Here is a 21,003-nt window from a genome sequence, read left to right as displayed (position 1 = left end):
TGTTTTTAAACAAGAACTATTTTATTTCTTGAAACTAAGCTATTAGAATTAATTAAGCTGTGGCTAAATTAAAATCTTTAATATCTTAATGAGGCTATTTAAAATAAGGTAAAACATATCGCTTAATTAATATATTAATGGTGAATTTTCTAAAGACAAATTTTAAAAAAGTAAAGCTGCAACTTTTTACAATTGCAGCTTTACAACCAACCAATTTTAGAAATAATGAAATTATTTAAGTGAGAAACTCACTTTTGATTTTATATCGGTAGCAGATGCTCCTATGATAGCTTCAAAAGCTCCCGGCTCCGCAACCCAGTCGTGTTTTTTATCATCAAAAAAGCTTAAAGCAGCTTTATCTACTGTAAAAGTTACTGTTTTTTCTTCACCAGCCTGAAGCGAAACTTTCTCAAATCCTTTTAATTCTTTGATCGGACGTGGTAATGATGATTTTAAATCACTGATGTAAAGCTGAACAATTTCTGAACCTTCTCTTTTTCCAGTGTTTTTAACGGTAACAGAGAATGTAATCTGATCTCCTAAACCTAATTGTTTTTTATCTGCTGTCACTTTTCCGTATTCGAAAGTAGTGTAGCTTAAACCATGACCGAAAGCAAATAGTGGTTTTGCTTTTTGCTTGTCTGCCCAACGGTATCCAACAAAAATGCTTTCATTGTATTTTACATCATCTCCACCAGGAAATTCTCCTAGAGCATGTGCTCCATTATCAGCTAATTTTACAGGGAAAGTAAATGTTAATTTTCCAGATGGATTAACATCTCCAACTAATACACTAGCCAAAGCATTTCCAGCTTCTGTACCTAAAAACCATCCTTGTACAATTCCCGGAACTTCGTTTACCCACGGCATTGCTACAGCGTTTCCTGAAATATTTACAAAAACAACGTTTTTATTTACTTTCACTAAATCAGTGATCAATTTATCCTGACCATAAGGCAAGCCTAATTCTTTACGATCAAATCCTTCGTCATCCTGATGTTCACTTTTGTTCAATCCACCGATAAACAAAACAACATCAGCATCTTTAGCAATTTTCAAAGCTTCAGCTGTTAATTCCGCTTGCGAACGCTTTTCTTCTAAACTTACTTTAGCTACAACACCATTGTAATTACTTGTTGGATCACCAACATATCCACGAGCATATACTATTTCTGCCTGATTCCCAATTCTTTTCTTTAACCCTTCAAGTGGCGTGATTTCGTATCTTGCTTTCAATGAAGAACTTCCTCCACCAACAGTCATCATTTTAATTGCGTTCTCTCCAATAACCGCTATTTTTTTAGTTTTAGCAAGGTCAATTGGCAACACATTGTTTTTATTTTGAAGCAATACAATTCCTTCCTGAGCAATTTTTAATCCTGCATCAGCATGTTCCTTTGTTCCAAAAGATCCAAAAGGTCTGTTTCTGTTCATCGTAGTTAAAAAAGATAAACGCAATACTCTGCGTACTTTTTCATCTAATTCTTTAGTTCCTACTTCACCTTTAGCAATCATAGTAGAATATGGTTTTGCCAAATAGTAGTTATCATACGCATTGCTGGTTCCCCAAGTCAATCCGTTTGTCCAAGAACCAAATTCTAAATCCAAGCCATTAAAAATAGCTTGTTTAGTATCGTTTACACCTCCCCAATCTGAAACTACAACACCTTTAAATCCCCATTCTTTACGAAGAATATCGTTTAATAAGAATTCGTTGTGACAACATTGCTGTCCTTTGTATTTATTGTAAGACCCCATAATTGACCATGCATCACCTTCCTGAACGGCAGCTTTGAACGCAGGCAAATAAATTTCGTACAAAGCACGATCATCAACAATTACGTTTACAGAATTACGGTTTGTTTCCTGATTGTTTAAAGCAAAGTGTTTTACACAGGCAGCAACACCATTTGATTGTACACCTTTAATATAAGGAACGACCATTTTTGCAGCCAAAAAAGGATCTTCTCCCATGTATTCAAAATTACGTCCGTTTAATGGTGATCTGTAAATATTAACTCCAGGACCTAATAATACGTTTTTATTACGGTAACGTGCTTCTTCTCCTATTGATTTTCCATACAATAAAGACAACTCTTTATTCCATGTTGCAGAAAGCGCTGTTAATGCCGGAAATGCGATACAAGAATCATTTGTCCATCCTGCCTGCTCCCATTCGTCCCATAAAACTTCAGTACGAATTCCGTGTGGACCATCCGTCATCCAGTTTTCAGGAATTCCCAGACGTGGTACTCCTGGTGAACTAAATTTTGACTGCGCATGAATCATTGCAATTTTTTCTTCTGTAGTCATTTTTGAAAGTGCATCTTCTACACGTTCACTAATTGACTTTTTATCATCAAGATAAACCGGAACTTTATTTTGCGCGTTCATACCGAACGAACTCAATAAAATTAAAACAAAAATTGTTTTAACGTTTTTAAACATAATTAGAAATATTTAGTAAAGTTTATTTTTATAATTAAGGAAGCACTCACTAAAATAACTCCTTAACGATAATGTAAAGCTAAAACGTTATAGTGTGCTTTGAATTTTTAAAGGAAAAAAAGTAGTAAATAAAAAACGTAAAATACTAAAATTCAAACATTTAAAAAAATAAAACCCTCAAAAAAAGTAGTGATTTTAAAATGAATTATTTCACTTTTAAGCTTATTAAGCCTATTTTCATGACCATTTCTTCTAAATCATTTCGGGAAACTGCCGCCTTATTTCGAGCTCTGGTTCGGTAGTTGTAAATGGTACTTAAAGAGTATCTCAAAAATGCCGCAATTTTCACACTATCGGTAATTCCAAGTCGGATTAGCGCAAAAATTCGAAGTTCTGTGTTTAGCAATTCTCCTTGTTTGACAACAATTTGTTCCTCTTTAACAAGCAAATCATTAAAGTCTTTTACAAATGTTGGATATAGGTTCAGAAAGATAATATCAAAATTCTTGTAGAGTTCTTCTAATTCCTTGTCTACCAAAGTAGTTGACTTCAACATTTTGTAAATCTCATCAAATTGTTTCGCGGTTGCTTTTTTGTTTAAGATAACACGGTAGTTTTCTAACTTATTGATGTAAGCCGAACACAAATTAAAAAAATGAGCAATATATTCTTCTTTAACGTGATTAGATTCAGACAATTGAGAGTTTCGCTCCTGCAATTGTTTGTTTGTTTCGGTAATATCTTTGTTTAGTTCTGCCAGTTTTTGACTGGTTTCATAAAGCTCTCCACGAATTCTGGATACTTTTTTCATTTGTTTGTACACATAAATCACGGCAATGATTAAAAATACCGATAACAAACTTATGCACAACAAATACAATTGTAATTCTGTTTTTCTCTTGGCTTCTTTTTCCAGATAGACAGTATTGATAATCGAATACACCTCAGACATTAAAAGAGTACGAAACTGAACGTTGCAATACAACGCATCCTCAATTGCAGATTGCGTTAATTTATACGCCATATCTACATCGCCCATTTCATAAAAAACGGCAGCCAATTCCTGTAATGAAGCATTGTCTTTATTGGCATTCTTTAGATCAGCAGTCGCGGAAAGTGCATAATATTTTTTTTGTAATTCTAATTGATGTGTATCTTCATAGATACTTCCTAAAAGATAGGTTATCATTGCATATTGAGCATGATTTTCGTCGATTCCACGGAGCAGCACCATCAATTTCTTTTGGGCAGTGACCAATTCTTTGCGGTAAATATTTTTCTGAATCTTCGTAATTTGAAATTGCAGACCTTTAGGATCTAAAACAGTTAGTAATGAATCGCGGTATTTTTCGATCTGCTCAACATATTTAATATTGTAACTGTTGGCAGCATAATGTTCATAAAACTCCCTGTAAGCAATAAAATACATCGGAAGTAAAGATTTTGACAACTTATTTTTATCGATACTTTTTAAAATTGTCTCCGACTCACGGTATTTTCCGGAAGAAGAATAAAGTGTTACCAATTGCAGGTTTGCAATATCAATGAAGGTTTGATTTTGAAGTTCCTCTGCAATTTTAAGATTCTTTTTGACATAAAAAATAGCCGAATCTGAATTGAACTTCTGATATTCTGTGAATAGGGTTTTATTGTAATTGTACTCCTGCTCTTGGGTTAAAGCATCTGATTTAATTCTTTTGAAATTTAAAATCCGTTCTTCTTTTATCTGAACGTAGTGTTGTTTGTTTTTTAAAGCTTCATTTAATTTTTCTAAAATAACGGCTGTACTATCCGATGCATGAACGGGATAATACAATACAAAAGCAACAAGAAATAAAAGATATTTTTTCAAACTAATTAAAAGCTAAATGAGACTTACAAATATAAGAAAGTGATTATACAATAATGAACTATTTATAGTGCTATCATGTTTTAATTTTATTCCTGAAAAAGGTAAAAAGATAATCGTAAAAAGTAAAAAGGCTTCTAATGCTATAATTTGTAAAAATAACAAACAAATTTTGCCATAAAAAAAATGATTTCACTCTCCTATTCAAATTGAATATTCAAGTGAAATCATTTCAACAGAAATTTATTGTATTCTTACTGTACTTAAGGCTTAAGCTCAGTAAATTGGGTATCTAAAGCAAATGATTTTTTTACTTTTTCAACTGTAATCTCTTTGGCAACAGAAAATTCTACTGCTTTTTTAATATCTAAAGAAGATGCTCCCACTAAAACTTTGTATGTTCCTGCTTCTGCAATCCACGCGCTTTTGTTTTCTAAAAATGACGCTAAATCTTTTGGAGCTAATGTCAATTTTATAGTTTCACTTTCACCCGGTTTTAATTCTTTTGTTTTTCCAAAAGCTTTTAATTCTTCTTTTGGTTTATCAATAGATTTTGATGGTGCAGCAAGATATAACTGAACTACTTCTTTACCAGCTGTTTTTCCTGTATTTTTTACAATAACTGAAACCGTTAGTTTATCTGTAAAAGTTGGTGAACTTAATTTTACATCAGAAAATTCAAAAGTCGTATAAGAACTTCCAAAACCAAACTCATAAGATGGTTTTACATTGAAGGTATTAAAATAACGGTATCCTACATAGATTCCTTCCTGATACGTAACTTCTTTTGGATTCTCTACCGGAATTCCAGGGAAGTTTTTAGCTGAAGGTGTATCTGAATATTTTACCGGAAAAGTCATTGTTAATTTTCCTGATGGACTAATTTTTCCTGCCACAACATCTGCAACAGAGTGTCCGCCTTCCTGACCTGGCTGCCATGCTAATAAAATAGCATCTACTTTATCTTTCCATGATGCTGTTTCAATAACACCACCAATGTTTAAAATAACTACTACTTTTTTACCTTTAGCATGAAAAGCTTTTGAAATCTTATCTAGCATTTCAATTTCTTCTGTTGCCATATTAAAGTCATTATCTACTACTCTGTCTCCGCCTTCTCCGGAATTTCTTCCTAAAGTCACGAAAGCAATTTCTGAAGATGCCGCTTTTTTAGCAATAAAAGCATCATCCATTTTCATTTCAGGAAGTCTTTCAGGCAATGCCAGAATTCCTCTTGCTTTTCTTCTTTCTTTCTCTGCAACCACTTCTTTTTCAGCGTGAGGTGTATACAAATCAACTAGTTCTTTGTCTAATTTATATCCTGCTGCGCTAAAACCTTCTAAAAGAGAAACCGTGTGTTTGTTGTTTACACTTCCACTTCCTGTTCCACCTGTAATCCAGGCATAAGAAGTAACACCAAATAAAGAAACTTCTTTTTGCTTGTCAGCAAATGGTAAAGCATTTTTCTCGTTTTTAAGCAAAATCATTCCTTCAGCTGCTGCTTTTCTGGTGATTTCAGCATTCTTAACCAAGTCTGGTTTGTCGCTGTATTTGTATTTTGCAAATGTTGGCGTACGGAAAACGAATTCTAAAATTCTTCTCACGTTAGTATTAGCAACTTCCTGAGATAATTTACCTGAGTTTAATGCTTCGATCAACGCTTTCTTTTGCACTGGAATTCCCGGCATCAAAAGGTCGTTTCCTGCATTCATTTGTTTTACTACATCAGAACTTGAACCTTTCTGAATCGATTCGAAACCAGGGAATCCTCCAAACCAGTCTGTCATTACGATTCCTTTAAAGCCCCATTCTTTTCTTAAAACTTCTGTCAATAAATCTTTGCTGTCTGAAGTATAAACGCCATTTAGTTTATTATAAGATGACATTACTGTCCAAGGTTGAGATTCTTTTACCGTGATTTCAAAACCTTTTAAATACAATTCTCTAATTGCTCTTTCAGAAACGTGTGCATTAATAGTTAAACGGTTCGTTTCTTCATTATTTACAGCAAAGTGTTTTATTGATGTTCCAACACCTTGCGACTGAATTCCGTTTACGATTGCTGCTGCTGTTTTTCCTGAAATTAAAGGATCCTCAGAATAATATTCGAAGTTTCTTCCGTTCAATGGATTTCTATTGATGTTCAAAGCCGGTGCAAGCAAAACGTCTACACCATATTCTTTTACTTCATTTCCCATTGCTTTTCCAACCTCTTCTAAAAGTGCTTTGTTCCAGGTCGAAGCCAATGCTGTTCCTACCGGAAATGCTGTTGCATAATAGGTTTTAGTGTCATTTTCTCTTGTTGGAGCAATTCTCAGACCAGCAGGACCATCAGCCACTACCGTTGCAGGAATACCAAATCGGTCAAAAGAAGCTGTTCCTCCAGCTGCTCCTGGAACTAATCCTTGTTTAGAATCTCCCACAGGACCTGTAAGAACTTCTATTCCCGGCATTCCGGTTCCGATTAATAATTCTGCTTTTTCTGCATTGGTCATTTGTTTAATGATCGCTTCAATTCTTTCATTAGCGCTTAAACGAGTATCTTCCCAAAGGTCTAATTTTCCATTTCTGTTATAATCCGTAAATGTAAATCCTTTGATGGTAAGCTTTGGCGGATTCGTTTCGTCCCCCGTAGCTGTATTCCATGATAAATTTGAAATCACTAATGCGGTCAAAAGTGATACTCTTGCAGTCTTAATAAGTGTTTGTTTCATAATATATAGGTATTTAGATAGTTTCTATTAGTTTAGAAATCCTTGTAATTTTAACCATTCTTCAAATCGTAGTTCCCAGGAATCAACGGGCAAATTTTGTTTTCCTGTTCCAAAACCATGTCCGCCTTTTGAGTACATGTGTAATTCCACACTTTGTCCTGCATCCAGCCATTTTGTATACATTTGAATGCTTCTAGGAGCTAGTTTTAATTGATCATCACTAGCGGCGCAAACAAACATTGGAATCTTTTTTTCCGGCGCCGGAACACTTAAAAGTTCTGGTCTTGGTCCGCCATAAATGTTGGCTACAAAATCAGGAAGCTGCTCTGTCTTATTATCCAAAACCGTTTCCATTGCTACTGTACTCCCCGCAGAGAATCCAATGATTCCCACTTTTTTAACGTCAATTCCAAATTTAGAAGCATTGTTACGAACGTAATTCAACGCATTTTTTCCGTCTTTAGCAGCCAATTGAATGGTTGCCAGAGAGTTTTTTTCAAAAGCAGCTCTGTCTTTTAATTTGTCCATCATTTCTCTCGCCGGATCATTTGTCTCGGTTTTGTTCAAACGATATTTCAATACAAAAGCTGTAATTCCTTTTTTACTCAGTATTTCAGCAAGTTCTTTTCCTTCTCTGTTAATCGAAAGACTTTGAAAACCTCCTCCGGGAGCAATTACAATCGCCGTCCCTGTATTTTTTACTCCTTTTGGTACTTGATATACTAATAAAGATGGATCAGTAACATTGTAAACGACCTCTGTTTTAAAGAGATCAGAATACATTTGTGCTTCTTTTTGCGTCCAGTCTTCAGATCCGGGTGCTTTTCCTTCGTATAGTTTTATTGTTTCTTGTGCTTTTACGCCACTTACTAATAATGTAAGGAAGACTGATAGCACGATTATTTTATTTTTCATATTTATTTTTTTTTAGCTATTTCTAAGGTATTTCTTCACGCAAAGGCGCTAAGGCGCAAAGTTTTTTTAAGTTATTCTTTTTTTCCCTTTGCGACTTCGCGACTTTGAGTGATTAAAATTCTATAAAGAGTATCTCACGCAGAGGCGCTAAGTTTTTTAAGTCATTCTTATTTTTTTACTTTGCGACTTTGCGACTTCGCGTGATTAAAATTTCATAAAGAGTATCTCACGCAAAGGCGCTAAGACGCTAAGTTTTTAAATCATCCTTAAATATTTCCTTTGCGACTTTGCGACTTCGAGTGATTAAAATTTTATAAAGAGTATCTCACGCAGAGGCGCTAAGACGCAAAGTTTTTAAATCATCCTTAAATATTTCCTTTACGACTTTGCGACTTCGCGTGATTAAAATTTTAAGCATCCTAATTAATTCAAAACATCCTCTTTGCGACTTCGCGTGATTAAAATTTTAGTTCTTATAAATTTCAGTACGAGTATCTTTTATTACACCGCTCCAATTTAGTCCAAAAGCAAAATCATAAACATTTGCTTCGCTGTCTGTATGTGGAATCATATCGAAAGGAACATCTTCGAATTGTTTTTCAACTGTCTCCATATTGGCCGGCATCTGCACAGGAAGCAATCCTGAAGGTTCTGTTTTTCCTGAAATAATGTCCAAAACAGCTTGTGATGAAACTCCGAAATTCAATACAATTCCGTCTACCTGTTTTTCAAATTCATTAAAAATCATTGGTTTAGTAGCCGTAACCGAAACAATAACCGGTTTACCTTTCATCATGTCTTTGGTATCGAGAATAGTTCTCAAATCCATGGTATTGGCAGCTGTAACTGTTTTATTTTTATAAGTTCTGTCGGTGATTTTAGGATCAATAACCTGATCTCCTGCGGCAATACTTTTAGTTCTTGCGTCTTTAGCTGTGTAAGTGCCGTATTGTAATGAAATAGGCACGTAACCATTGCTTCCATTAGTTCTGTCATTAATATCATAACCACCTTCTAAACTTTGCGGACTTGTTACAAAAACAATCGCAAAATCAGCTTTTGAAGCATCTTCGGTTACGTTGTAATATTTCTTAACTAATTCCAGATTTACAGGATATTCTAATTTTGGCTGACTTGCCACGCCCCACCAGTCTTTGGTAGATGCGGTGTAAATCTTCGGAATAAAAACAGTTTTCTTTTCTTTTAATGGAAGAACTGAACCTTTATTTTTTAACAACACAACCGATTTTAATTGTGCGTCATATCCTGCTTTCATAAATTCCGGATTCCCTACAATTGCTTTGGTCTCGGCTACATTCAGATACGGATTTTCAAATAATCCAACTCTAAAAATATTTTTTAGCAAGCGAACAGCAGATCTTTCAAAACGAGCTCTCATAAACGATTCACCAAATTCTTTGATTCCCATTTGATACGCTTCCAGAACCGGTTTTTTATCATTGTTTCCGCCAAACTGGTCTACACCTGCTACAATGGCTTTGTAATGACGTTCTGCAATCGAAAGGTTCTCCACTCCCCAAGGTTTTCCTGCAAAAAGATTTGGTGTTTTACCTTCCTCACCCGTTACCAGCCAATCGGTGCAAACTACACCATCATAACCGTATTTATCACGCAACAAATCAGTAATAATGTATTTACTGAAACCGTTGGCTACATTTTCATTGTATTTTTTATCCTGATCAAAAGTAATCGTGTAGTAAGGCATTACAGCCGAAGCTTTACTAGTTTTTCCTTTTAATTTGAAAGCCCCATTGATAAACGGATCGATATGCTGTTCTAAATTATTACCCGGATATACCGCAAATTTTCCGTAAGCCCAATGTCCGTCACGTCCACCTTCTTCTGCTCCACCGCTTGGCCAGTGTTTTACCATTGCGTTGACACTTTTGTATCCCCAGCCATCTTTGATTTCGTCTTTTCCGTATGAAGTTTGAAAACCATCAATATATGATCGTCCCATGTCTCTGGTTAAAGTTGGGCTTTCGCCGAAGGTCATAGAAATTCTGTACCATCTTGGTTCTGATCCTAAATCGATTTGTGGTGATAAAGCCGTTGCAATTCCTAATGCACGGTATTCTTTTGCAGCAATCTGACCAAATTGTTCTACAATTTTCGGATCAAAAGTAGAAGCCATACCTAAACCATCAGGCCACATCGAAATTGTTCCTCCTGCTCCTGCGTTAAATTCAGACGTTACATTTGCCGTGTGACGCGGATCTGTACTGGTGTTACTCGGAATTCCAAGTCCAATTCCTTCTACAAAAGCCTGCATCTGATTGTTCCATAAAGCCGCTACTTCCGGAGTTTCTACGCTTGTAATCAGTACATGTCTTAAGTTGTCTTCTTGTAAAAATGCCTTTTGCTCGTCTGTTAATTGCCAAGGTTTAGCACCACTTTCCGGATATAATTTTCCATTGTAATGTCCTGCTCTGTAACCATCAACCGGAGCCGGAAGCGCTTGGTGACGGCTGTAAAGCATTAATCCTGCAATTTGTTCTACAGACATTTTAGACGCTAAATCTTTGGCACGTACTTCTGATGATAAACGCCAATCTTCGTACTTGTCCAGCTTTCCGTTTTTATTTAAATCTTTAAACTTTTTTCCGCTAACGGTTAAGATCTTAACACCTGATTCCGGAGCATACCCTAAAGCAGCTCCTTTATCATTTTTTACAATCTTAAAATTTTCTTGTTGTGCCTGTGCCGAAATACCTATCAAAAAAGCAACACTCGCACTTATAATTATTTTTTTCATAATCAGAAATTTAGAATCTGAAATTAAGAGAAGCTTCTAATGTAAACGGACGGATGTATGATCCAACCAAAAGCTGATCATAATATCCTGAAGCATCTGTTATTAGCTCTGCTCCGTTAATTGTTCCTTTTGCTCCTGTTTGATTTAAGAAGTTCACTGCTGTTAACCCAAAGTCGAAATGTTCGTTGATTTTATAGTTGATACCTCCGAAAGTTTCCCATCTTGGCGCAAAATATAAGGCATTGGTTAAGTTGGCATATTGTTTACTGAAATAGCGGAAACTAGCCCAAAACTTAAGATTTTTGTACGTATAACTTGGATCGATTTCCATTAAAACTTTAGAAACTTCTAAAACATTTTTATCGTTGTACGAGTAATTATTTCCAAAAGCCGAAAAATCATAGTTTTTATAAACAGGATCCTGGAACGTTATTAGATAATGCAAATTAAATCCTTTGAATGGTGTAGCGACAATATCTGTAGTCCATCCTAAAGTCTGAATGTCATAGAAAACAGTTGCTACTTCTGACTGGCTTGCATTTGCAGGGTTTACTAAATTTAACCTTGCCTGATAGTTGTTTCTTGTTAAGTAGGTTGCCTGAGAAACGATACTGAATTTTTCCTGATTAAAGTATAATCCGAAAGCAGCTAGAGGGCTTTTTGTTTTAGCTAAATTCGGCGCTACTGCTCCTGAATAACTTTCCAGCTGACCATTTTTTTCTGTATAGGTAAAGTCTGCCAGAATCCCGGCACTTTTAATTACTTTATAAACTGCATTTACCGATCCTCCTAAGTGAAACCAATTGTTATCAAAATACGTTTTTTGGCTTGGATCAAAAATTAAATTCGGAGTTCTTGCTGTTTGGTAATAATCCCCTTTTAGTTTATGATATCTTAAATTAACTCCATAAGCCAAGCTTAAACGATCAGTAACAGTCCAGTTATCAGAGAAATAACCAGATAATTTATTTTCGAAACCATTATGGTATTCTCCACCTACATTGTAATTGTAAAATCCGTCAGCATCTGTGTTTGAAGTTCCGCCTGGAGTATTACGAACTAATTTGTCTGGATTTGCACTTACGGTTTGGTTGAAGAAAGAACGGCTAGACGTAAAATCATCAACTTGATAGTAATACTCTGTTAAACCAAATCTCCATTGGTGTCTGTCTACATTTTTTTTGATTTCAAATCGAGACAATACGCTTGACGTTGGTACGCCGTCAGTATATAATCCTAACATCGAATTGACATTACCTGTATAAGGCTGTCCTGTAGCTTCGTAAGTAAAATTATCTGCTGCACTTGCCTGAAAAATACTTAATGGAATTGCAATTAACTGAGAAGCTTTAGAATAACGCAAACGTGTTGAAAAATTGAATTTCCAGTCATTAGCTAAGTCGTAATTCCCTAATAAATCAAAAGTATGCGATGTTGTAGCTGCATCACTTCCGCCCATATCAGCAAATTTTGTTTCACCGGATAGAATATCTTTAAATTTCATAATTCCGTCGTTGACGATATACGAATCACGTCCGATTCTGAAATCATTGTATTCTTCTACTTTACCGCCTTCTTTATATCTAAAAACGGCATAATTGGTTAAAGAAGCTGAGTTTGCATATTTATACAAAAAGCTAACCTGACCTTTTCCGTTATTAAATTTCTTGGTAAGACCTGCTCTGTAAATCTGAGTTCTGTCTGAGTAATTCGCAAATTTCAGATCAAAAGAATTGGGATCAAAATTCGCATAAGCACCCATTGTGTATGACCAGCCTTTGCTTAAAGGCCCTGAAACATTCAGATCGCCTTTCATCCATCCAAAACTTGATCCTGAAAAATTTCCGTTTATTTCTAATTTATCTGTTCCTAATTTGGTATAAGAGTTAACTGCAAAACCTAAATCTCCGGTTGTAATAGCCGCTTCTCCAATTTTCAGTAAACCGGTTCTTCCTAAACTTTTACTTTGTCTCCAGGTTCTGTTTGGCAATTCCGGCCAGAAATAATATACTACCGGTAAATCATTTTCCTGAATGGTAATTCCTCCAACTGTTGAAGGCAAACCAATATTTACATCACGCGGTCCGGTATTGTTAGCCGCATTAAGCATTACGTTTCTGTTTTTTTCCTCTTTAGAATCTGATTCTACTACTTTGATTTTTGTTTTAAGTGAATCTGCAGTTTTTTGTTGCTTTTGAGCTTCTTGAGCGAAACCTTCATTAGCTGAAAAAAATGCGAGACAGATTGCTGACATCATTAAATTTTTCATTGGTGGTATTTGTTAGTTTAAGTTTAAGTTTTTTTTCATTGCTTCATTATGAAGCAATATTAATTACAAATTCTGAAATCAACAAATAAAACCGTGAAAAATTTACATAATCTTATAAATAGCAGATTAAAAATTTCATAAAACCAATAAAATGATATATATCATTGTAAGTCAAAAAAGTAATAAAAAACAACTACCTCGTTTGCGTGAAGTCTTGCCAGCAGTGGATAAAGTCAGGATGACCTTTATGATTTTCAGTCTAAAAAAGACTAAAAAATCAACTTTTGACTTTTTCATCTTTATTTTTTACTACGAAAAAAAACATGTCAGAAAAAATTGAATCAATTTGACTTGTCCTGTTTAAAAGGCTAAATTTGAAGTTAATTATATGCGTATGGAATTTAAAAAGCTATTAGAAGAGCGGTCTGCTGACCTTTGGGAGAATTTTATTCCCACACTTTCTATCGATTGTGTGATCTTCAGTTTTCACGATAATGAACTTCAGGTTTTAACTTTAAAGCTTAAAAACCTAGATACATGGGGGCTTCCGGGAGGTTATGTAAAAAAAATCGAAAATGTAGATGACGCGGCAGTACGCATATTAAAAGAAAGAACCGGAACTGAAAATGTTTATTTACAGCAGTTCTATACGTTTGGAAAAATGAATCGTTCTGAGAATGCGTTCGAAGAATTCGACAATACTTTATGGCACAAACAGCGCTTTATTTCGATAGGTTATTACGCTTTAGCGGAACACTCGCATGTAAATCTATATATGGATGAATTTTCGAGTGCTGTTAAATGGCATTCTCTGGATAATCTTCCTGAATTTATGATGGATCACCGCATTATTTTCGATAAAGCATTAATGACACTCCGTGAACAATTAAATAATCACCCAATTGGATATAGTCTTCTGCCTGAGAAATTTACAATGCCTGAACTTCAAAAATTATACGAAGGTATATTAGGCAAAAAACTGAACAGAGGGAATTTTTACCGCAAAATATTACGTTACGATATTCTCGTAAAATTAGATGAATCGCGCAAAGGTGGTGCGCATAAAGCTCCCGATTTGTATAGCTTCGATTTAGAGAAATACAATAATGCGTTGAAAGAAGGTCTGAAAGGGAGCTGGTAAATTTAGATTTTTAGATTGTTAGACTTCTTAGACTTGCTTAGACTTTTTTTTTTGATTTCTTAGATTGTTAGATTGTTAGACTTGATTAGATTCTAGACTTGCTTAGATCTTTGGATTAGAAGATTTAAGGATTGAAATATTTAAAAATTAAAATATTGATTAGACTATTTTCTAAGCGGAAAATCTAAAATCTAAAATCTAAAATCTAAAATCTAAAATCTAAAATCTAAAATCTAAAATCTAAAATCTAAAAATCTAAGCAAGTCTAAGTAAGTCTAAAGTAAAATAGGTGCCGCAAGGCAACTTTCCGGAATGTCAAATGCGTTTACTAAGGCAACGGCATCTGGTCGTATGTCCCAGCAAAGCTGATTGACCATTTTACGGATTGCTTTTGTTTTTACTGCTTCCATGTAACCATCTTCAAGGTACCAGGCTTTATTTTTTTCTATTTGAGCAAGTGCATACAGCTGATTTAATCTCGTTAATACTTCTTTCGTTTTTTCATCTTCAACTGTTTTTAAGGCTTCCTGAAATTGCTCTAAAACGATTCTTTCTAAGTACGCTTCGGCTACATCGATCATTTGATGCTGGACTACATTGAATGCATCATAAGGCTCTAAGCCACCATCAACCAATTTTTTAATACGTCTTGCTGCTGATGCCAAAATAGTCTTTTCTCTGTGAATGAAAGCCTGTAAATGAAACTCGCCATCTAGTAAATGTTCGTCGTCTGTTTTACGTGTTGCAATTGGGTTTTTCTCTGCAATTGCCGTTTTTGCATTTTCATACACATAATTGATGATGCCTAAAGAACCCATTTCGCCAAATGCTTTTCTAAATTCGGATAAGCGGTTCTTGGCTACTAACTGCATCAAAACAGTGTTATCACCTTCGAACGTAGTATATATTTCAGTGTCATTTTTTAGTGCATCAATTCGGTTTTCAGACAAGTATCCTTTTCCTCCGCATGCTTCGCGGCATTCCTGCAAAATATCTCTCGTACTCCAGGTTGAGTAGGATTTCATTCCGGCTGCCAATGCTTCTATTTCCTGCATTTCTGATTCGGTTTTGTTTAAGAATCGATTCGTAAGATACTGCAGGGCAAAATGAACGGCATACGTTTTTGCTAAATGTGGCAACAAACGTCGCTGGTGCATTCTGTAATTTAGAATTGGCACTTCAAGTCCGCCTTCCGGTCCAAATTGTCGTCTTTGATCGCTGTAACGAATGGCAATTGTAAGCCCTGATTTAGCAGCAGCCAATGCAGAACGCGGGATTCCAATTCTACCTCCTACCAAGGTTCCTAACATGGTAAAAAATCGTCGGTTATCACTCGGGATTGGACTCTGAAATTCTCCTTTTTCATTGACAGAAGCAAAACGATCCAGCATATTATCTTTTGGAATCACAACCTGATTAAAACTGATTGTTCCGTTATCTACACCATTCAATCCCATTTTGTGACCGCAATCTCCAATGGTAATACCATCTAATGTTTTTCCGTTTGTATCGCGTAGTGGAACCACAAAAGCGTTTACACCATAATCATGATTATCAATGATTAATTTTGCAAAAACAGTCGCCATTTGTCCGTGTACAGCTGCGTTACCAATGTATTCTTTCTGCGCTTTTTCGTGTGGTGTATGAATGACAAAAGTCTGATCGTTGTGATTGTAGGTTGCTGTAGTTTCTAAACCTTTTACGTTAGAACCATGATTTGTTTCAGTCATCGCAAAACAGCCTGGAATTTTTAATGTTCCAATGTCTTTTAAATATTTAGCATAATGTTTTTCGGTTCCTAACGATTGTACGCTCATTCCCCAAAGTCCAAACTGAACGCCAAATTTAATAACCAGACTTAAATCGTGGTAACTCAGCGTTTCCATAATAGCAAAATAATCGGCTATATTTTCTCCTCCACCATATTGCTTTGGATACGCCATATTTCCCAAATTTTCATCTGCTAAGATTTTGCACCATTTGTATACTGTTTCACGAAATACGTTTATATCGGTTGACGTTTCGTAAGCAAACTCTGGTCTTGAAATAACCGACTTTACTTTTTTTATTATAGCAGCTTCTTTACCATCAAGTAGTGCTGTTATTTTTTGAACATCAAAATTGCTTGTTGTTTGAGAATTGGCTGTAAAAGAACCTTCTTTTGTTTTAAAATTCTGAATTACTTCTTCTCCCAAAACTCCCAGGTCATTTTCCAGTTTTCTAAAATCAGCTTCTAAAGTAGAAATATCCAGATCTTTATCTGAAAGCGCCACGGCAATATCAAAAACAGATTTTATTGAAGATTTATCCTGAATACTACTTTCTATATCCTGCTTCCATTGTGCAAGTTCGTTTCGCGAAGGCGGATTTGAAATGTCTATTTTAGAAAGAAGTTCTTGTTTTTCTTCGGGCGAAAGCCAGCTTAATATATTGATAAAATTCTGAATTGTAGCAAATTCCTTTTGGGTCAAAAGATCATCTGACCACACTAAATAAAATAATGGAATGAAGGCTTGGAGTTTGGTATTTTTCATAAAAATAGTTGAATCGGTTTGGAAAATTAATTTTTTCTGTCTTTCCATTAAACAAAAAAACAGAAATGAAAAATACTCATTCCTGTTTAAATATGCTGTTAAGATTCTGGTAATTTTACAACCTGCTATTGATTAAATGTTTTTAGAAACCGGACTGTATTTTTGTTTAAACGCAAAAATATGATGCGAATTAAATACAATTACTGCGAGTAAAATAATAGCATAAGAAACATATTGCAGTGTTCCTATTTGTTCATGATACACAAAATTAGCCAATGCAAAAGCAATCATGGGGTTTATGTTCAGCAACATTCCAACGGTTGAAGCTTTGATGCCGGAAAGTGCATATAAATTTAAAAATAACGGTATTATCGTAAACAGAATCGCGATGGTTTCGATACAAAAGTAAAACTTAAATTCTGTTGGCAACGGACCACTGTAAGCAGGATAAAAAGGCAATAAAACCAAAGCTGCTAAGGTAATATGAAACGTAAGTGTAATGAACTTATCAAAAGCTTTGTTGACACGCTGACTTACAAGGTAACTCGCATAGGTAAAACCGATAAAAACGCTAAAAAACATATCCATTAAATCTGCATAAGACAAAAGAAGACACCCCGAAATGCTTAGTCCTACCGCAATCCATTGTGTTTTGCTTAGTTTTTCATGTAAGATAAAATACGCAAGCAAAGTGGTTAAAATTGGGCAAACCAAATACGCCAGCGAAGTTGCTTTTACACTTACGTGGTTCATGACATAAATAAAAGAAAACCAATTCGCGATTAGAAAAACGCTTCCTCCAATATTGATTAAGATTGTTTTTCTTTTCTCTGCCACTTCCATTTTTTTGAAAATTTCAATGGCTTCTGTGACTTTATTGCGTTTGAAAATAAACACAATTAGCAACATCAGAATACTACAGCTAAAAACACGATTAAATAATATATCCAAAGACGGATACTCGTGAATTGGCTTTAAAACCAAACTAAAAAAGCCCCAAATGGTATAAGCGGTTATCGCAGCTATGTAATATTTTGTTGTTTTCACTTCTTCTTTATTTTTAAGTGGTTTATTATTAAAACAAATTTCCTGAAAATAAAACAACAATACAGATACAGTTTTTGTAAATTGCACCATAACAGTTTTTTTATGAAAAATTCCAATTACTTGTACGTGCAATATGCTGACCGAATTGAGAAGCAAATAAAATCCGGTGTTTTAAACGTAGGTGATAAACTTCCGTCGATCAGAGAAGTAGCCGCTAAAACGGGTTACAGCATGAGTACCGTAAGCAAAGCGTATTATGAAATAGAAAGCCGATTTTTGATTGAATCAAGACCGCAATCCGGTTATTATGTAAGCAATACATCGGCAAGAATTATTACAGAACCTACACCAAGCAGTCCTGTTTTAAGAGGTGAAAATATAGACCGACAGGATTTGATTGATCAGGTATATGGTAATATGACAGATAAAAATATTACGATGCTTTCTTTGGGTTTTCCGTCTAACGAACTTTTACCGATCGCCAAACTAAATAAAGGAATGGTTCAGGCAATGCGTCAATTACCAAATAGCGGCACGAGTTATGAAGAAGTACAAGGTAATCCTAACCTTCGCCGTGAAATCGCAAAATGGTCTTTTACGTGGGGAGGTTCTTTAACTGAAAAGGATATTATTACGATGCCCGGATGTACAAGTGCTATTTCGCATTGTTTAATGACGCTTACCAAACCCGGAGATACTATTATTACAGAAAGCCCTGCTTATTTTGGCGTTTTGCAATTGGCGAAATCGCTGGGATTGTATATTATGGAATTGCCCACTAACATGACTACGGGAATCGAACTCGAAGCACTTAAAAAAGCGCTTTCGTCTAAAAAAGTAGCACTCTGTCTGTTGATGAGTAATTTTAGCAATCCTTCAGGAAGCATGATGCCTGCGGAGCATAAAAAAGAGGTTGTGAAATTAATGGAATTCTATAATATTCCGCTAATTGAAGACGATATTCATGGTGATTTGTACTTTGGCTCCAGCCGACCAACAAACTGTAAAACCTATGACGAAAGCGGGATTGTGCTTTGTTGTAGTTCTGTTTCTAAAACGCTTGCACCGGGATATCGTGTAGGCTGGGTTTCACCCGGGAAATTCAAGAAAGAAATACTGCGAAGTAAAATTTATCATACGCTCTCTACTCCTACGATTACACATGAAGTGGTGGGCGATTTTCTGAAAAACGGACGTTATGAGAATCATCTTAGAAAAATCCGACAGATTTTAAATCATAATTGCAATAATTACATCAATACTGTTTTAGAATCTTTTCCGGCAGGAACTAAGGTTAGTCAGCCTCAGGGCGGTTTTTTTCTTTGGGTAGAACTGGATCAAAAAATTGACACGGCTGCTTTTTATCAATTGGCTATGAAACATCAAATTAGCATTGCACCGGGGCGTATATTCTCGCTTCAGGATCAATTTTCAAATTGTATGCGCTTGAGTTTTGGCTTACCTTGGACCAATGAATTGAGACAATCAATACAAACTTTAGGCAAACTCCTTGCCTCTTAAATAAAAAACCAGACAACACAAAAAAATGCATTGTCTGGTTAAACAACTAATGAACTAAAGATTAATTATAAAACATAATAGTGTTTGTTATTTACTTTATGAGAGTCTTCTTTTAAATGAAACTCTTTAATGATATCAAATTCGCTTTGATACTCGTTTAGCATTTCCATTATATTTTTTTCAATTGTAATGGCAATACTGGTTACAGGCGTATCACTTGGTCTGTTTTCAAACGGATCCTGCAAGTGAATTGCCATTCTTTCTATCAAAAAGAAGGCTCCTGCAACTGCTGTAATCAATGGAATTGCAAACCAGCTCAAGACACTGATTAATGAAAATGGCAATAACAAAATAAACAAACACAATGTTATTCTGGTGTACATACTGTAGGTTGTCGGGAAAATTGTGTTTTTAATTCGTTCACATTTTCCCATATTATCACACAATCTCGTAATTGTATTATCGATTTCGACTTGCTGATACATATTCAGACGTTTCTCATTTTTAGCATTTCGAAGATCTTTTCCATGCAATAATAAAAGCGCATTCGGAATATTATGATGATTTTTGACAAAACGTAATTCTTCTTCACTAACCAAATTTTCAATTGGTTTTAAGGCGTCCAGTTTTCGTAGTGACTGACCTAAACTATAACACCACGCAATTTGTCTTTTTGCAAAATTTTCTTTGAATTCGCTCGCTTCAACAGAAAAATCGGGATCTTTATAAAATGTAAGCACTTGACGAATCAGTGTTCGGGAATCGTTTACGATTGCTCCCCAGACAATTCTTGCTTCCCACCATCTGTCATACGCCTGATTGGATTTGAAAGCTAATAATAAGGATATAATGGTACCAATCATGGTTGGTATCGCAATTGGAATATCTACCGGTACATTGATAAAATAGTGATGAAGAATTTCAAATATTACGGTATAAGCTACCACAAGACTTAACTCTACTTTAATTTTCCCGAGAACGTACTTCATTGGTATTCTTTTCTTTAATAACATATTTTTCGGTTTAAATTAAACTTGATTATTTTTGAACGGTGATTTTTAATCTTATGCCGTTTCGTAAAGTGATAAAACAGGAAGTCCCAGTTTATCGCTTATATTTTCTTTTTTAGTTTTACTGAATTTAATTTTTTCGCCTTTGCGTGTTTCTACTAACAAATCGATGTCGTATTTTGAAATCGCTTCTGTTAAATAAGGCGCAAACTGCTCATAATTATCATTAAAACTAGTGGTTTGGCTTACAATCTCATACGAGAAATTAGCACTTAAAAATTGCTGCACATCTTTAACATGCATTGGTGCTTTTTCACTTTCGATGTAAAGCGCTTTGTAGAAGTCTTCTTTGCTTTTTTCAGCACCCAAATGTAAAATTGGACATTTTTGATTGCCTGCTAATTTTACTAAGTATTGATGAATACGTTTTGTTTCTTGTTTATAAGAATTAGTCAGGATTACTAATTTTACTTCAAACGTATCAATAATACCTTTAAAAACGGGAGACGAAAGTCCGAACTGGTTGTGAATCTTGATTTTGATGTTTGCATTTCGTTCTGCAATACTTCTGCAAATCTCCAATACTTCTTCTTGACTTGGTGTTAATCCCACTCTCATCTCACGTAAAAATTGTGATGATGAAAAGGTATCAGGAGCATCGGCAACCATCATTAAAACAATCTGGCAGCTGGTATCTTTTGCCTGATTAATTGCTGATTTTACAGCACTGATGGTATCTTCTTTTAGTGTGGTAGGTATAAGGAAGTTTTTCATAAGTA

Annotated in this window: 12 protein-coding genes; 2 read left to right on the top strand and 10 right to left on the bottom strand. The window is 35.0% G+C overall.

All coding sequences use genetic code 11. The annotated features are described in order from the left end of the window. Positions 1-231: 231 nt before the first annotated feature. The 6 genes from B0A66_RS11620 to B0A66_RS11595 all read right to left on the bottom strand — a co-directional run bounded on the left by B0A66_RS11620 (position 232) and on the right by B0A66_RS11595 (position 12,971). The gene (locus tag B0A66_RS11620) at positions 232-2,448 is read right to left on the bottom strand and encodes a glycoside hydrolase family 3 C-terminal domain-containing protein (RefSeq protein WP_089050003.1); all 2,217 of its coding nucleotides are present in this window, start codon (positions 2,446-2,448) and stop codon (positions 232-234) included. A gap of 205 nt (positions 2,449-2,653) precedes the next feature. Next, on the bottom strand, positions 2,654-4,300 hold the full coding sequence (locus tag B0A66_RS11615) for a DUF6377 domain-containing protein (protein WP_089050002.1): 1,647 nt from the start codon (positions 4,298-4,300) through the stop codon (positions 2,654-2,656). Positions 4,301-4,560: 260 nt separating this feature from the next. Then, positions 4,561-7,011 (bottom strand): glycoside hydrolase family 3 N-terminal domain-containing protein, encoded by a 2,451-nt coding sequence (locus B0A66_RS11610; protein WP_089050001.1) that lies wholly within the window; start codon positions 7,009-7,011, stop codon positions 4,561-4,563. A 27-nt stretch (positions 7,012-7,038) separates the two neighbouring features. Beyond that, complete coding sequence (locus B0A66_RS11605; RefSeq protein WP_089050000.1) at positions 7,039-7,926, bottom strand: alpha/beta hydrolase; 888 nt, start codon at positions 7,924-7,926, stop codon at positions 7,039-7,041. Between the two features lie 466 nt (positions 7,927-8,392). Continuing rightward, positions 8,393-10,702 (bottom strand): glycoside hydrolase family 3 protein, encoded by a 2,310-nt coding sequence (locus B0A66_RS11600; RefSeq protein WP_089049999.1) that lies wholly within the window; start codon positions 10,700-10,702, stop codon positions 8,393-8,395. A gap of 10 nt (positions 10,703-10,712) precedes the next feature. After that, positions 10,713-12,971: a TonB-dependent receptor gene (locus tag B0A66_RS11595; protein WP_244283441.1), complete on the bottom strand. Its 2,259-nt coding sequence runs from the start codon at positions 12,969-12,971 to the stop codon at positions 10,713-10,715. A 394-nt stretch (positions 12,972-13,365) separates the two neighbouring features. Here B0A66_RS11595 and B0A66_RS11590 point away from each other — a divergent pair, with 394 nt between their 5' ends. After that, entirely contained in the window at positions 13,366-14,112 is a 747-nt protein-coding gene (locus tag B0A66_RS11590) for an NUDIX hydrolase (protein WP_089049997.1), read from the top strand. A 275-nt stretch (positions 14,113-14,387) separates the two neighbouring features. Here B0A66_RS11590 and B0A66_RS11585 read toward each other — a convergent pair whose 3' ends face one another. Continuing rightward, positions 14,388-16,646: an acyl-CoA dehydrogenase family protein gene (locus B0A66_RS11585; RefSeq protein ID WP_089050060.1), complete on the bottom strand. Its 2,259-nt coding sequence runs from the start codon at positions 16,644-16,646 to the stop codon at positions 14,388-14,390. Positions 16,647-16,778: 132 nt separating this feature from the next. Next, the gene (locus B0A66_RS11580; RefSeq protein WP_317044361.1) at positions 16,779-17,783 is read right to left on the bottom strand and encodes an EamA family transporter; all 1,005 of its coding nucleotides are present in this window, start codon (positions 17,781-17,783) and stop codon (positions 16,779-16,781) included. A gap of 12 nt (positions 17,784-17,795) precedes the next feature. On the opposite strand from B0A66_RS11580, the gene B0A66_RS11575 reads away from it, so the two are divergent. After that, the gene (locus B0A66_RS11575; RefSeq protein ID WP_089049996.1) at positions 17,796-19,214 is read left to right on the top strand and encodes an aminotransferase-like domain-containing protein; all 1,419 of its coding nucleotides are present in this window, start codon (positions 17,796-17,798) and stop codon (positions 19,212-19,214) included. Between the two features lie 65 nt (positions 19,215-19,279). Here the strand turns inward: B0A66_RS11575 and B0A66_RS11570 are convergent, their stop codons facing one another. Both B0A66_RS11570 and B0A66_RS11565 read right to left on the bottom strand, forming a co-directional pair. Next, positions 19,280-20,203, bottom strand: coding sequence for a bestrophin family protein (locus tag B0A66_RS11570; protein WP_244283439.1), 924 nt, complete (start codon positions 20,201-20,203; stop codon positions 19,280-19,282). 75 nt (positions 20,204-20,278) lie between these two features. Then, entirely contained in the window at positions 20,279-20,998 is a 720-nt protein-coding gene (locus B0A66_RS11565; protein WP_089049994.1) for an adenine nucleotide alpha hydrolase family protein, read from the bottom strand. Between the last annotated feature and the right edge of the window lie 5 nt (positions 20,999-21,003).

Origin of the sequence: Flavobacterium hercynium (assembly GCF_002217285.1) — a bacterium.
In the GTDB taxonomy this organism is placed as follows: domain Bacteria; phylum Bacteroidota; class Bacteroidia; order Flavobacteriales; family Flavobacteriaceae; genus Flavobacterium; species Flavobacterium hercynium.
Note: the sequence above shows the minus strand (reverse complement) of the source record. Positions and strands in the feature narration are given on the sequence as shown.